This is a genomic window from Acinetobacter sp. SA01, from assembly GCF_011319235.1.
Taxonomy (GTDB): domain Bacteria; phylum Pseudomonadota; class Gammaproteobacteria; order Pseudomonadales; family Moraxellaceae; genus Acinetobacter.
On sequence record NZ_WXXM01000007.1, the window covers coordinates 50,778 to 65,987 of the forward strand.

Below are 15,210 nucleotides of genomic sequence, written 5' to 3' on the forward strand. Positions count from 1 at the left end.
TAGGAAAATTCCATGTTAAACAGTGCATTTGAAGCGTGGCCAAGTTTCACGCAAGCAGAGGCAGATGCGGTTTCAAAAGTTCTTTTATCCAATAAAGTGAATTACTGGACCGGTCAGGAATGTCGTGAATTTGAAAAGGAATTTGCACAATTTGCAGGAACCAAATATGCAGTAGCTGTTGCGAACGGCACTGTGGCACTGGATTTGGCTTTAAAAGCCCTGGGCATTGGTCAGGGTGATGATGTGATTGTCACCTCGCGTACTTTCCTGGCATCTGCAAGCTCGATTGTGACCGCGGGGGCCAATCCGGTTTTTGCCGACGTTGAACTGGATTCACAGAATATTTCACGCCGTACGATTGAAGCCGTATTGACACCAAAGACCAAAGCCATTATCTGCGTGCATCTGGCCGGCTGGATGTGTGATATGGACCCGATCATGCAATTGGCCGAGGAACAAGGCATCTTTGTGATTGAGGATTGTGCCCAGGCGCATGGTGCAATGTATAAAGGCAAATCAGCAGGTTCGATTGGTCATATTGGCGCATGGTCATTCTGTCAGGACAAGATCATGACCACGGGTGGTGAAGGCGGCATGGTTACCACCAACGATGAAGCACTGTGGAAAAAAATGTGGTCCTATAAAGACCACGGCAAAAACTTTGATAGCATCTATAACAAACAGCATCCACCGGGATTCCGCTGGTTGCATGACTCCTTTGGCACCAACTGGCGCATGATGGAAATGCAGGCGGTGATCGGACGACTCCAGCTGAAACAGATGCCCGAGTGGACAGCAAAACGAAATGCCTATATGGCACGTATACAAGCTGCTTTTGAAAATAGTCCGTATTTTACTGTGTATAAACCCTCTGCTGACTATGTGCATGCCGCTTATAAGTGTTATGTGCAAGTCAATACGGCTGCTTTACCTGAAGGCTGGTCGCGGGACCGCATCATGGCGGAAATCAATGCCTTGGGTGTGCCGTGTTTTAGCGGTTCATGTTCAGAAGTGTATTTAGAAAAAGCCTTTGATGACAAACCGTGGCGTCCTGAACAGCGTTTGCACAATGCCCAGCAATTGGGTGAAACCAGCTTGATGTTCCTGGTACACCCTACTTTGTCTGAACAGAGCATGCAAAAAACCATAACTGCAATTCAGACGGTGATGGCAGATATTTAAAGCGGAATGGGCGTATAATATGCGCCATTCAGTTTTCTGACTTTGACCGATTTAGAGCCCTTTGTGAAAGACATCATCCGATATTTAGCATCTTTGCCGCGTCGCCAAAAACAAATCGTGTTAGTGGCGATGGATATCTGTGTTTTGCCTGTGATCATGTGGCTGGTGTATGCCATCCGTTTGGCGACACCAAATGTTGCAGTCATGCAGGGGTTGGATTTTTGGTATGTCTATGTGGGCGTTTTTGGCGTTGTGATTTTTACCCTATTGGGTATTTATAGCGCCATTGTTCGTTCATTTAACGAAGACTATTTACTGCGTTTATCGATTGCGACCTTTATCCAGATTGTGGGTTTGTATGCGATAAAAAAACTTAATTTGGCATTTATTCCCATGAGTATTCCACTCATGTATGGCTTTGTGCTGTTCTCTTACATGTGGTGGAGCCGCGCAGTCATTCGTTATGCCACGCTGCGCACTTTTGCCAAAAAACAGAACCGTAAGCGGGTGGCCATTTATGGCGCAGGGCTAGCAGGCCAACAGATTGCTGCCGCTTTGCACCGGTCTGATGATTATCTGCCAATTTGTTTTATTGATGATAAAGCATCGCTGCACGGTCAGTCCCTTAGCGGTTTAAAAATTTATGCACCGAAAAAAGCCTTGGGTAAGTTAGTTAAATTTCATATTGAAGAAATCCTGTTGGCCATGCCTTCGGTCAGCCGGGCGCGTAAAAAAGAGATCATCGAATCTTTTGAGCTGGCTGATGTCAAAATTATGGAATTGCCGGGCGTGACCCAACTAGTTGGGGGGCAAGTACAGGTTTCCGATATCCGTGAAGTGGATATTATTGACTTGTTGGGTCGTGATCCTGTACCGCCAAAGCCTGAACTTCTAGAAAAGAACATTAAAAATAAAGTAGTGATGGTGACGGGAGCAGGTGGCTCGATTGGTTCGGAACTGTGTCGCCAGATAGTCAAACATCAGCCAAAACTATTGGTTCTGTTTGAAATGTCTGAATTTGCGCTGTATTCAATTGACGGTGAATTGCAAAATTCGGGTATCCAGGTTGTTCCTGTTCTGGGTTCTGTCACCAATCAGGCCAAATTAGAACGTATTATTGCTGAATATCAGGTACAAACAGTTTATCATGCTGCGGCCTACAAACATGTGCCATTGGTGGAAGCCAATCCCTTTGAAGGTATTTATAACACCTCGATTGGCACTGCACGCAGTGTTGATGCGGCAGTGAATCAGGGGGTGGAAACCTTTGTTTTAATCTCCACCGATAAAGCCGTACGTCCGACCAATGTCATGGGGGCATCTAAACGGATGGCAGAACTGTACTGTCAGGGTTTGGCTGCAACAAAACCGCAAACACAAATCAGTATAGTACGTTTTGGCAATGTACTGGGCTCATCGGGTTCAGTGGTTCCATTGTTTAAAAAGCAGATTGCCCAGGGCGGACCGGTAACGGTGACCCATCCGGAAGTGACACGCTACTTTATGACCATTCCTGAAGCAGCCCAGCTGGTGATTCAGGCAGGGGCCATGGGTACAGGTGGTGACGTATTTTTACTGGATATGGGCGAGCCGGTAAAAATTGTGGATTTGGCCAAACAGATGATTCGTTTAAGTGGGTTTAAAACAATAGATGATAAAGGGCTTGGAGATATTGAAATTCAGTTTACCGGATTGCGTCCGGGGGAAAAACTGTATGAAGAATTATTGATTGATGCGGAAAATGTAGAAAAAACTGAGCATGAGCGGATTTTGAAGTCTTATGAAAAATATTATTCATTGACTGAAATAAAAAATGTATTTAATTGGTTAATTATTAGTGTGAATTCAAATAATTCAAATGATTTATATACTATTATTGTCCACTATGTTGATGGATATAAAAAGTAAAGTTTAATTTTAACTGTGACTTATACTTTTATTGCTTACTTTGTATAGAAAGTTAGTTTTTAATTTCTCAATTTGGATTAAATGTAAAATATTAGGATTAAAGTTTATGAGTAGCTTGTTAAGTTTAATTGGTCGTCAGCAAGAACTTTTTACTAATGATATTAAAATTTGGAATGAAGAATTAAAAAAAATTGTTTCAAACTCTAAATTTTTGGTTTTAGGTGGGGCGGGATCTATTGGTCAGGCAGTTGTTAAAGAAATTTTTAAACGCAATCCTAAGAAATTACACGTTGTTGACATTTCAGAAAATAATCTAACAGAAGTCGTTCGTGATATTCGTAGCTCGTTTGGTTACATTGATGGTGATTTCCAAACATTTGCACTAGATATTGGGTCTGCTGAGTATGATGCCTATATTCAGAATGATGGTGATTTTGACTACGTTTTAAATCTTTCCGCTTTAAAGCATGTGCGTAGTGAAAAAGATCCGTTTACATTAATGCGAATGATTCATGTCAATATTTTGAATACTGAAAAAACAATTCAGCAGTCTATTGAAAAAGGGGTGAAAAAGTATTTTTGTGTTTCGACAGATAAAGCTGCTAACCCTGTAAATATGATGGGTGGCTCAAAGCGTATTATGGAAATGTTCCTTATGCGCCAAAGTCAGCATATTGATATTTCCACAGCTCGTTTTGCGAATGTGGCATTTTCGGATGGTTCATTACTGCATGGCTTTAATCAACGTATTCAAAAACAACAACCAATTGCTGCGCCAAACGATATTCGACGTTATTTTGTGACTCCTAAAGAATCGGGTGAACTTTGTTTAATGTCATGTTTACTGGGTGAAAACAGAGATATTTTCTTCCCAAAATTAAGTGAACATTTACACCTCATTACTTTTGCTGATATCGCAGTGAAATATTTAAAGCATTTGGGTTATGAACCACATCTTTGTGAGACTGAAGATGAAGCCCGAGAATTAGTTAAGACTTTACCAAAACAAGGTAAGTGGCCATGTCTATTTGCTGGTAGCACGACGACTGGTGAAAAAGATTTTGAAGAGTTTTTTACAGATCATGAAGTTCTGGATATGCAACGCTTCAATAATTTAGGTGTAATAAAAAATGCACTAAATATTGAAGAAGATAAATTACAGACTTTTGAAAACAAAATCAGTGCAATGCTAGAAGCCAAACAATGGAATAAAGAAGAAATAGTCGATTTATTTAACTATATGATGCCTAACTTTGGTCATAAAGAAACTGGTCTATATTTAGATGGGAAAATGTAGTGGAAATTGCAAAATTTAATCAATTTGTACGTGATATTTATAAAACGGATCAATTCATTCCACTGCATGAGCCCCGTTTTATTGGAAATGAAAAACAGTACGTATTAGACACGATAGAAAGTACATTTGTATCCAGTGTGGGAGCATTTGTTACTGAGTTTGAAGAAAAAATTCAAAATTTTACAGGTACTAAGCGGGCTGTAGCTACAGTGAACGGCACTGCTGCACTTCATGTTGCATTGCTGATGGCAGGAGTTAAGCGAGACGATCTTGTGGTAACACAAGCATTAACCTTTGTCGCAACATGCAATGCACTTTCCTACATCGGTGCAGAACCTTTGTTTGTTGATGTTTCCTTAAAAACGATGGGATTATGTCCTACTGCATTAGCACAATATTTAGATGAACATGCCTATATTAATGATTTAGGTGAGTGCCGTCATAAATCAACAAATCAGAGAATTTCAGCAGTTGTACCAATGCATACATTTGGTCATCCTGTAGAGTTGGATGAGTTAATGGTTGTATGTCAAAAATGGCATTTAACATTGGTGGAAGATGCTGCGGAGAGTTTAGGGTCATATTATAAAGGTCAGCATACAGGAACTTTAGGTCCAATTTCAGCATTAAGTTTTAACGGTAATAAAGTTATCACTACGGGTGGTGGTGGAATGGTTTTATGTCAAGATGAAAAACTTGGTATCAAAACAAAACATATTACGACAACTGCAAAAATTCCTCATCCCTATGAGTTTTATCATGATGAGAACGGATTTAACTATCGTATGCCAAATTTAAATGCTGCGTTAGGTTGTGCTCAAATGGAAAACTTAAATGATTTTCTTGATAAAAAAAGAAGCCTTGCTCAGCACTATTTAGAGTTTTTTAAAGACTCAGATACTCAATTTTTTGTAGAACCTCAAGACTGTCATTCAAACTATTGGTTAAATACGATTATTTGTGAAAATAAAGCGCATCGAGATCAGGTATTGCAAGGTACTAACGAAAGTAAAGTAATGACTCGTCCAATTTGGACATTAATGACCAAATTACCAATGTACAAAAGTGCGTTACAAGACCATTTAACGCATTCAAATTGGTTAGAAGAGCGCGTTGTCAATATTCCAAGCTCTGTTCCATTGGAGGCGTAATATGAAAAAAATAGCCGTATTTACAGGAACTCGGGCTGAATATGGGTTGCTGTATTGGTTAATGAAAGATATACAAAGTGATCCAGACCTTGAGCTACAGATTTTGGCCACGGCTATGCACTATTCTCCAGAGCATGGTGAAACTTGGAAAGGAATTGTAAAAGATGGTTTTGAAATCACCGAATCTGTAGAAATGCTACTTTCATCAGATACCTCAAGTGCTGTTGTTAAATCTATGGGAGTGGGGCTGATAGGTTTTGCAGATGCATTACGTCGTATGCAACCTGATTTACTAGTGGTTTTAGGTGACCGCTTTGAGGCATTAGCCGTGACGCAAGCTGCTTTAATTATGCAAATTCCTATAGCGCATTTACATGGTGGTGAAATTACCGAAGGTGCTTATGATGAATCAATTCGTCATGCGATTACGAAAATGGCGACTATTCATTTTGCTGCAGCTGAGCCATATCAAAAGCGAATAATTCAATTGGGTGAGCGGCCAGAAAATGTCTTTAATGTCGGTGCTGTGGGTTTAGATCATATACAACGAACCAAATTTAAAAGTATTGAAGAGTTAAATAAGATATATGAGTTTGATTTTTCAAAACCATATTTTCTGATTACTTATCATCCTGAAACTAATCTAAAAGATGAAGATGTAACTCCTTTATTTAATGCTCTAAAAATGCAGTCTGATGTCAATTTTATATTTAGTTATCCAAATGCGGACAATGGGAATACTGAAATTGTAAAAGCGATGTTGGCATTAAAAGCAGAAATACCAGACCGTGTGCTTTTAGTTAAAAGTTTTGGTATTCAGAACTATTTGAGTGTATTGAAATATTCACTTGCAATGGTTGGAAATTCTTCTAGTGGTTTATCAGAAGCACCTGCATTACAAGTAGTTACGATTAATATTGGTGACCGTCAAAAAGGGCGTTTACGTTGTAAATCGATTATTGACGTAAAACTTGATCAAATTGAGATTCAGAATGCGTTAAAGCAGGCGCAGGAATTTCCAAAATCTGAACTGGAGCAAGTTCAGCCTCCATTGGGTTACGGAAATACTTCTCAAAAAATTATAGAAGTAATTAAGACAATAGATTTTAAGAAAAAGGCGCCATTTTATGATCTTTGATGAAAATGAAATTTATGTGATTGCTGAAATTGGTGTGAATCATAATGGTTCTGTAGATATAGCAAAAGAACTCATTTTAAAAGCAAAAAAATGTGGGGCTAATGCTGTTAAGTTTCAGACTTTCAACGCAGATAGTTTACTCTCAGATCAAACGGAAATGGCTGCTTACCAAAAAGAAAATACGGGCTCAGCACAAAGTCAGCTTGAACTTGTGAAAAGCCTTGAGTTGACGTATGAGCAAACAAAAGAGATTCAGCACTTTTGTTATGCAGAAAATATTACGTTTATTTCAACACCTTTTGATTCAGAAAGTTTAAGGTTTTTGGTCGAAGACCTTGATGTGCCATTTTTAAAAGTTTCATCGGCAGATATTTCTAACTTACCGTTTTTATATGAATTGGCATGTACTGGAAAACATGTAATTTTGTCGACAGGTACAGCAAGTTTAGGGGATATTGAACAAGCATTGTCTGTTTTTGCATTTGTGATTGATAAAGGTACTCAGATTAGACCATCACAACAGTTATTTAGAGAGTCATATTCAAAGTTTGCTGTTCGTAAAAAGTTAAAAGAACAGGTATCAATTTTGCACTGTGTGACGCAGTATCCTGCGTTATTTGAGCAAACCAACTTACGTGCGATTGAAACAATTAAAAATGTTTTTGGATTAACGACTGGCTATTCTGATCATACTTTAGATGAATATGCAGCAGTCATTAGTTTGAGTTTAGGTGCTCGAATTTTTGAAAAGCATATAACCCTTGATAAAAATATGGCTGGACCAGATCATGCGGCATCTATGGAAGCTGATGAATTTAAGGGCTATGTTGAGATCTTACATAAAACCCATGCAGCTCTTGGTGATGGCATAAAATTTATGCTAGAGCAAGAAAGTGATAATTATTACTTAGTGCGACGTAGTATTGTGGCGAGTAAAGAGATTGCCGAAGGTGAACTGTTTACAGAAGAAAATATTACAGCCAAACGTGCTGGTAAGGTTGTCTTAGAACCAAATAAATATTGGGATGTTTTGGGGACTTATGCAACCAAGGCATTTAAAAAGAATGATTTTATTGAACTATAAATGAAAAAACTGGCGATTTTTGGAACAGGCGGCTTTGCAAAAGAGCTTTTAGATTTAGCTCTCGATCAAGGTTATACTGATATTTGCTTTTTAGAAAAGGAAGTGGAGCAAAACCAAACTTTGTTAGGTTTCCCTGTGTTTTTGGAGTCTGAAATTGTTGGTGTTTCCAATATTGACTTTACTATAGGTGTCGCTGCTCCGAAAATCCGTCAAAAAATTTATGAATTTTATCCTCACTTGAATTTTCCAAATTTAATTCATTCTCAGGCCACATTGGGTTTTGGAATTCGCGAACAACTACATCATTCTAAAGGCGTGATAATTGCTGCTGGTGCAAGGGTTACCAATTCTTGTAGCTTTGGAGATTTTGTAGTGGTGAGCTTCAATTGCACTATTGGGCATGACTGTAAATTAAATAGCTACGTGTCGATTATGCCAGGCGTGAATTTGTCTGGTTGTATCCATGTGGGTACTGGCGTATACATTGGCACAAATGCTGCAATTTTGCCAGGTAAGGGACCTCTAGAATTAAAGAAGTTGGGTGAGTACTCAATAATTGGCGCTGGTGCTGTAGTGTCAAAAAATACTTTAGTGCATACAACATATGTAGGTGCACCAGCGAAGGAATTAAAACGTAATGATTGATGTAAAAAAAATAGTTCTGAATAAGAAAGACACGATATTAAAGGCATTAGAGTTGTTAGACTTATATGCATTAAGAATCGTGTTAGTGGTAGATGAAGATAATCATTTACTTGGTAGTATCACTGATGGTGATATTCGTCGGGGTTTACTCAAAGGGAAAGATTTGCATGCTTCAGTTGAAACGATTATGCATGTAACCCCTTATTCAATTGAGGAGAGTGAGTTAACAAATCGGCAGATTTTTGAAATAATGCGAGAAAAGCGTTATTTGGCTCTACCTGTTTTAAAAGCAGGTCAATTAGTTAATATTATTACGTTAGAAGACCTAATTAGCCGCAAAAGAAAAGAAAACTCTGTATTTATTATGGCAGGCGGTTTTGGTACCAGATTACGACCATTGACTGATAAATGCCCGAAACCTATGTTGCCTGTTGGTGGAAAACCGCTGTTAGAAACCATCGTATTAAGCTTAAAAGAACAAGGGTTTTATAAGTTTTATATTTCAACCCATTATTTGCCTGAAATTATTCGCGAGCATTTTGGTAATGGTGAAAAATTTGATGTTCAAATTCAATATGTGCATGAAAATGACCCACTGGGCACGGGTGGAGCACTAAGCTTATTACCGAAAGAAGAAATCAAGCTACCTTTTGTAGTCATCAATGGTGATGTGCTTACAAATATGAATTTTGGTAAACTTTTAGATTTTCATGAGAAAAATCAATCTATAGCAACAATGTGTGTGCGTGAATTTCAATACCAAATACCCTATGGCGTGGTTAATTCAGAAAATAATGTCATACAAAGCATGACAGAAAAGCCAAGTTATTTCTTTGATATAAATACAGGCATATACGTGATTTCTCCTGAGTTACTTGCACAAGTGAATGCTGAATTTATAGGAATGCCGACAATATTAGAACAGCAAATTGCTTTACAGCAAAAAGTCACGAGTTATCCATTGCATGAATACTGGTTGGATATTGGGCATATGGAAGATTATAATCGTGCTCAACGAGATATTATAAATTTAGATTTTGGTAAATTCTGATGTTAGGACAATACCACGTAACGGCTATTATTCCTGCACGAGGGGGAAGTAAGAGATTACCGCGGAAAAATGAAAAATTACTATGTGGGAAACCTTTAATTGCTTGGTCGATTGACGTTGCTCTGGCTTCAAAATATATAGACCATGTTGTAGTATCAACAGATGATTTAGAAATTAAACAAATTGCTGAGCAATATGGTGCCGATGTTCCATTTCTAAGACCAGATGATCTGTCGAATGATTACGCATCTAGTTTTGATGTGATCAAGCATGCGATAAAACAACTGGATATCCAGAAAAAGAACCATCTTATTGTATTACTCCAACCAACTTCTCCACTACGTTTGGTAGATGAGTTAGATTATGCATTAGAGTTTTTTGTGGCAAAGAGTGCAAAAGGTGTTGTTTCTATTTCTGAAGCAGAGCATAGTCCGATGTGGTCGAATATCTTGCCCGAAAATGCTAGTCTATCGGAGTTTATTCGGCCTGAGGTACAAGGTAAAAGAAGTCAGGATTTACCTACATATTATCGCTTAAATGGATCAATTTATATTTATGACGTTTTGGCCTTATTAGATAAGGATAAAATCTTTTATGATTCGGATGTATATGGTTTTCAAATAGATAAGGATACAGCCGTCGATATTGATACAGCACTCGATTTCTTAATTGCAGAAACAATGATACTGCATAGGTCAAAAGAATGAAGGTTTTAAAAGACACTTTCATTTATTTGATTGGGGAGCTTTTTGCGAAAAGTCTCCCTTTTCTCATGTTGCCATATCTAACACGAAAATTAGGACCTGATGGTTTTGGCGAACTCTCATATTATTTAACTATGCTAGCATTATTTGGTATTTTTGTGGGATTAAGCCAAGATGGTGCAGTAACACGTTACTTTTATTTCTACGGGAAAAAAGCTTTAAACATAGTAGTTACGGCTGGCTATCTCTTCAATATTCTAATTTCTAGTTTAGTGCTTGTAGCTTGTTGGTGGTTCAAAGCTGAAATTATGGCTTACATTGTGTTGGCAACGATGTTTCAGTCATTTGTAAGTGTACAATTGGCATTAAGACAATGCCAGAAGCAACCATTCAAATATATTACTATTCAAATTATTCTTTCTTTAACGAATGTTGCATTCACAATAGCTGCGTTAGAGTATTTTACTAAAGATCTAGTTGTATATCGAATTTTGGCAATAGTTTTTGCGAATGCTGTAACTTTTTTTATTGCAAGTATTGTATTAGGCAATTTATTTTCTAATGAAAATAAAATTACGGTAAACCGTTTAAAATTAGGTTCCTTCTATATATTTTCTTTTGGTACTCCTTTGATTTTGCATCAGTCAAGTTTTTTTGTTAAAGGGCAACTTGATCGTTTGTTTATTTATGAACAATATACAAAAGCAGAGCTAGGCATTTACTCAGCAGGTGTACAGGTCGCATCCGTATTACCAATTATATTAATGGCACTGAATAAAGCAATAGTTCCATATTATTATCAAAAGCTTAAAGCACAAACGTTATCTATCCAAACTATTAAGAAATATACGCTTCTTTGTATACCATTATGTATAATTCCAGCTTTGATTGGTTATGTTTTGCCTGAGTCAACATATGAATGGTTTTTAGGTCAAAGATATGCTGAATCAAAATATTATGTCGTATTGTATTTGCTTGGTTTTAGTTTTAATTTACCATATTTGATGTTGGTTAATTATCTATTCTTTTATGCAAAGAATAAAAAAATTGCAAAAATTACTTTTGGTAGTTCGGTTATATATCTTTTTTTATTGATTTTAACTGGTTTTTATTCAATAGCTTATATTCCTTATGCTTTGATAATTTCTAATTTTGTTATGGTGGTAATGTTGTGGTTAAATTTAAACAAAGAAAATTAATTATGTGTGTAACACCATTACAATTAGTTATTGCAAAAAAAATTATTGAAAAGCATCAGCTAAAAAATGTTGATGTTTTAATCACTGCTCATAATAATGAAAAATTTAAATATTATATTAATCTTATTGAACAAGTTAGTGAAAATATATATGTATTAAACACGGGAACTGGAAGTCGCTTAAAAACTTATTATAATTACTTTAAAAATTATTTTTATGTAAAATTCTATCTTAAGTATTACTATCATGAGGTATATCTTTCTAGTATAGATTCAATTTATTTTCATATGGTTTTATCTAAAATAAAAAAAGGAAAAATTTATACCTTTGATGATGGTTTGGTAAATATTATTAAAAATTCCTCATATTATATTGAGAGTGAATTTAGTTTTAAAGATAAAATTCTTAGGAAATTATTCGGGATTTTATATACTAAAGAAATTGTTAGGGGTGAGTCTATTAAACATTATACGATATATGATGGCGTGAGTAATATTATTGAAAATAAAGAATATATTAAATTAATTGAATTAAATGAAATTAACGAAAATACTAACACTATAACTATTTTTGTTGGTCAACCTATTGCTGATCCACTTTACTCAAAAATCCCTGAAATTATAAAAAAACTGAATGTTGATTACTATTTCCCACATCCAAGAGAGAGTGAGAAATTTAGTGGTATTGATTATATTAATACTGTTAAAATATTTGAGCATTATATAATTGATTTTATTTTAGAACATAAGTGTAAGGTTAAGATTTATGGGTTTTTTAGCACAGTTCTTATTAACTTAAAAGGCATAAAAAATATTGAAATAATATCAGTTTTTAATTCTGAATTGATGAAAAAATACTATATGCAATATGATTTTTTAAAAAGCTATCAAGTTGTTGTTGAGGAGATTTAATATGTTATTAACAATATTTACACCTACTTATAATAGAGGTAATACACTTGGTAGGCTATATGAAAATTTAAAAGAACAAAATTTTAAAAATTTTGAATGGCTAATCATAGATGATGGTTCGACAGATAATACTGAAGAGGTGGTTAATTCCTTTTTAAAGGAAAATAAAATTACAATTAAATATATAAAACAAATAAATAAAGGGAAACAAGCATGTTGGAATTTAGCTATTGATTTGGCATCAGGTGATTTATTTTGCGGGGTTGATTCTGATGATGTATTGAATGGTAATATTTTAGATATAATAATAAAAAAATATTTATCTACCTTTCTGGAAAATCCAGTTTTAATTGGTATTCGTTGTAATAGTATTAATAGTAAGACTTTATTAAATGATGGTGGGAAGGTTGTAAATATTCCTAAGGTATTAAGCTATAATGATGAAATTTCCAAAAAAAAATATATAGGGGAAAGGATTGATATTTTTAAAACAAAATTATTGAAAGATTTTAAATATCCTGTTGATAAGGATATTAAATTTATTCCTGAATTGTGGTTTTATATAAAAGTTACAAAAGAAAATTATAAATTTCTATATGTTCCAGAAACATTAGGATTTTTTTTTAATGATGTGGAGATTAATAGATTAGGTAAAAGTTCAATAAAGAATAATTCAGTAGGCCATTATATTTCAAGATCTTGTATTCTTAAAAACACACCGATAAGGGTTTTTTTAAATAACCCTAAATTTTATATATACTCTTTGATAAGATTTATACAATGTGCAAATTATAGTAAAATATCTTTTAAAAGAAGATGTGCTGATACAAATGTATTTTATACTTTACTGTCTTATATGCTATTTTTTTTAATGCTAGGTTTGAAATAAATGAAAAGAATATGTTTTTTAATTGGTGATATTACTCGTTCAGGTGGGACAGAAAGAGTAACTACATTGATAGCAAATGAATTAACAAATAGAAAAAAAAATGTTTGCATACTAAGCTTGTGGGGGAAAGGGGATCCTTTTTTTTCTCTTAGTTCATCAGTTAAGACTTATTCTATCTTCGAAAGTAAAGTTTCTGGAAAAATGAATTTCTTTAATTATATATTTTATATTAGAAGGTTTATTAAAAAAAATAAGATAGATACTTTAATAGTTGTTGATAGCATTAGTTGTATTTACACGGTGCCAGCACTTTGGGGTCTTAATATTCAACATATTTGTTGGGAACATTTTAATTTTAACAATAATTTGGGAGTGAAGCTCCGTGATTTTGGTAGAAAATTTGCTGCGAAATATTGTGATTATGTTGTTGTCTTGACTGAAAAGGATAAAATTCTGTGGAAAAAAGGTTTGAATTTGATTAAGGCTAAGATAAGAGTAATTGCTAATCCTGCACCATTTTTAAATATTAAAAATTATCCTAGTTCCCAGTATAAAATCGTTTTAGCAATTGGTAAGTTGACCTATGTAAAAGGCTTTGATTTATTATTAGAAGCATGGTCTATTGTTTGTAAAGAGAATTTTGATTGGAAATTACAAATTATTGGAAGTGGAGAAGAGGAAAATAACTTAAAAAAACAAGCCTTAGAGTTGGGAATAAATAATAGGGTGGATTTTATTGCTGAAACTAAAAATATAGATTTATATTATAGATGTTCATCTTTATATTGTATGTCTTCAAGAAATGAAGGTTTTCCTATGGTTTTATTAGAAGCTCAGGCTTATGGAATACCTATTATTGCTTATGATTGTGATACTGGACCAGCAGATATTGTTTATAATTCTAAATTAGGTTGTTTGGTAAAAGAAATTAATGAAGTCAGCTTAGCAAATTCTATATTATATGCTATGCAGATGAATTGGGATTATAAGTATATTAAAAGTGTTGTTAATAAATATAGAATTGATTCGATTGTAGAAAAGTGGGAGGAAATAATTTGATCCTTTATAAAAGAATGGTTTTATTTTTCACCATTTTTATTCTTTCTTTTTTTATAAATCAAATAAATTGGTTTTATTTTATTACATATGATGGGCTTGATAATCCAACTTATGTTGTTATGCTTGAGTCTGGAGCATATGATAGTAAACCTTATTATACTATTCTAGATTATTTTAAAAATGAATGGTTGTGGTCTAAAATTTTGACACAACTAGAATTTTTTTTTAGTGCTAAATTTATTTTTTTTGATTTATTCCCATTTTTAAATCTTTTTTTTATTATATATTTAATATTAAAAAAAACAAATTTTTACTATATTTTTTGGGTAACTTTTCCATATTTTATACTTTTTTGGGGTGCTCAACTAAGATCTGCATTTGCAGTTTCTTTATTTTATTGTTTACTTTTTTTATTTAATGCTTTGGATAAGAGTAAGTATTTTATTATAATTTTTTTTGGATTATTATTATCTTTAATACATACATCTATTTTATTTTTTTCTTTAATTACGGTAGTGGTTGTCTTTATTTCTAACTTCAAAAAAATGAATGCTCTTCTTAGTACTATTTCATTTTTATTGATAGGTGTTTTTACGGCTTTAATCACTGGGCCATATCTTGGAAAATTATTAGAAAATTTGGATGATCGAAGACAGGAAATTTATAGTACCAATTTGACAATGGGGGTTGATTTTAAATCGTCATTTTTTTGGGGGGGGGTCCTTATTTTATTAATTTTAGGTGTTCTGAAAAATAGAGATAAAGAAATTGATTTTGCATATGGAGTGTCATTAATTTTTATTTCCTCTTTAGTTATTACGCCATTTATAGGGGGAGGATATGCTTATCGATATTTGATGATGATATTTCCATTTGTAATAATTGCTATAAGTAATCAAAGAAAATATATACGTATATTGCTTTTAAGCATAATGATGATTGCATATGTATATTTGTTTTTTGTACAATTAAATTTTATTAGGCTGTTTTAA

General features: G+C 34.2%; 14 protein-coding genes. All 14 read left to right on the forward strand.

Annotated features, from left to right (window positions below; all coding sequences use genetic code 11):
- The first annotated feature begins 12 nt into the window (after positions 1-12).
- The 14 genes from GTU69_RS08420 (at position 13) to GTU69_RS08485 (ending at position 15,210) form a co-directional block, all read left to right on the forward strand.
- Positions 13-1,182, forward strand: a complete 1,170-nt coding sequence (locus tag GTU69_RS08420) for a DegT/DnrJ/EryC1/StrS aminotransferase family protein (RefSeq protein ID WP_166169744.1) — start codon at positions 13-15, stop codon at positions 1,180-1,182.
- Positions 1,183-1,245: 63 nt separating this feature from the next.
- A complete protein-coding gene (locus GTU69_RS08425) occupies positions 1,246-3,090 on the forward strand; it encodes a nucleoside-diphosphate sugar epimerase/dehydratase (protein WP_166169746.1) in 1,845 nt (614 codons plus the stop codon).
- A 106-nt stretch (positions 3,091-3,196) separates the two neighbouring features.
- A complete protein-coding gene (locus tag GTU69_RS08430; RefSeq protein WP_166169748.1) occupies positions 3,197-4,387 on the forward strand; it encodes a UDP-N-acetylglucosamine 4,6-dehydratase in 1,191 nt (396 codons plus the stop codon).
- The gene (locus tag GTU69_RS08435; RefSeq protein WP_166169750.1) at positions 4,387-5,538 is read left to right on the forward strand and encodes a LegC family aminotransferase; all 1,152 of its coding nucleotides are present in this window, start codon (positions 4,387-4,389) and stop codon (positions 5,536-5,538) included. Before GTU69_RS08430 ends, GTU69_RS08435 begins: the two co-directional genes overlap by 1 nt.
- Position 5,539: 1 nt before the next feature.
- Positions 5,540-6,676 (forward strand): UDP-N-acetylglucosamine 2-epimerase, encoded by a 1,137-nt coding sequence (gene neuC, locus GTU69_RS08440; protein ID WP_166169752.1) that lies wholly within the window; start codon positions 5,540-5,542, stop codon positions 6,674-6,676.
- Positions 6,666-7,760 (forward strand): N-acetylneuraminate synthase family protein, encoded by a 1,095-nt coding sequence (locus GTU69_RS08445; protein WP_166169754.1) that lies wholly within the window; start codon positions 6,666-6,668, stop codon positions 7,758-7,760. The genes neuC and GTU69_RS08445 overlap by 11 nt, the downstream gene beginning before the upstream one ends.
- Positions 7,761-8,405 carry a sugar O-acyltransferase gene (locus tag GTU69_RS08450; RefSeq protein WP_166169756.1) on the forward strand — a complete coding sequence of 215 codons (645 nt, stop codon included), beginning with the start codon at positions 7,761-7,763 and terminating at the stop codon, positions 8,403-8,405.
- The gene (locus GTU69_RS08455) at positions 8,398-9,456 is read left to right on the forward strand and encodes a nucleotidyltransferase family protein (protein WP_166169758.1); all 1,059 of its coding nucleotides are present in this window, start codon (positions 8,398-8,400) and stop codon (positions 9,454-9,456) included. Before GTU69_RS08450 ends, GTU69_RS08455 begins: the two co-directional genes overlap by 8 nt.
- Complete coding sequence (locus tag GTU69_RS08460) at positions 9,456-10,163, forward strand: acylneuraminate cytidylyltransferase family protein (RefSeq protein ID WP_166169761.1); 708 nt, start codon at positions 9,456-9,458, stop codon at positions 10,161-10,163. Before GTU69_RS08455 ends, GTU69_RS08460 begins: the two co-directional genes overlap by 1 nt.
- A complete protein-coding gene (locus GTU69_RS08465) occupies positions 10,160-11,359 on the forward strand; it encodes an oligosaccharide flippase family protein (RefSeq protein ID WP_166169763.1) in 1,200 nt (399 codons plus the stop codon). Before GTU69_RS08460 ends, GTU69_RS08465 begins: the two co-directional genes overlap by 4 nt.
- Positions 11,332-12,270 (forward strand): glycosyltransferase family 52, encoded by a 939-nt coding sequence (locus GTU69_RS08470; protein ID WP_166169765.1) that lies wholly within the window; start codon positions 11,332-11,334, stop codon positions 12,268-12,270. The genes GTU69_RS08465 and GTU69_RS08470 overlap by 28 nt, the downstream gene beginning before the upstream one ends.
- Position 12,271: 1 nt before the next feature.
- Entirely contained in the window at positions 12,272-13,159 is an 888-nt protein-coding gene (locus GTU69_RS08475) for a glycosyltransferase family A protein (protein WP_166169767.1), read from the forward strand.
- Positions 13,160-14,218 carry a glycosyltransferase family 4 protein gene (locus tag GTU69_RS08480; protein ID WP_166169769.1) on the forward strand — a complete coding sequence of 353 codons (1,059 nt, stop codon included), beginning with the start codon at positions 13,160-13,162 and terminating at the stop codon, positions 14,216-14,218.
- The gene (locus tag GTU69_RS08485) at positions 14,215-15,210 is read left to right on the forward strand and encodes an EpsG family protein (RefSeq protein ID WP_166169771.1); all 996 of its coding nucleotides are present in this window, start codon (positions 14,215-14,217) and stop codon (positions 15,208-15,210) included. Before GTU69_RS08480 ends, GTU69_RS08485 begins: the two co-directional genes overlap by 4 nt.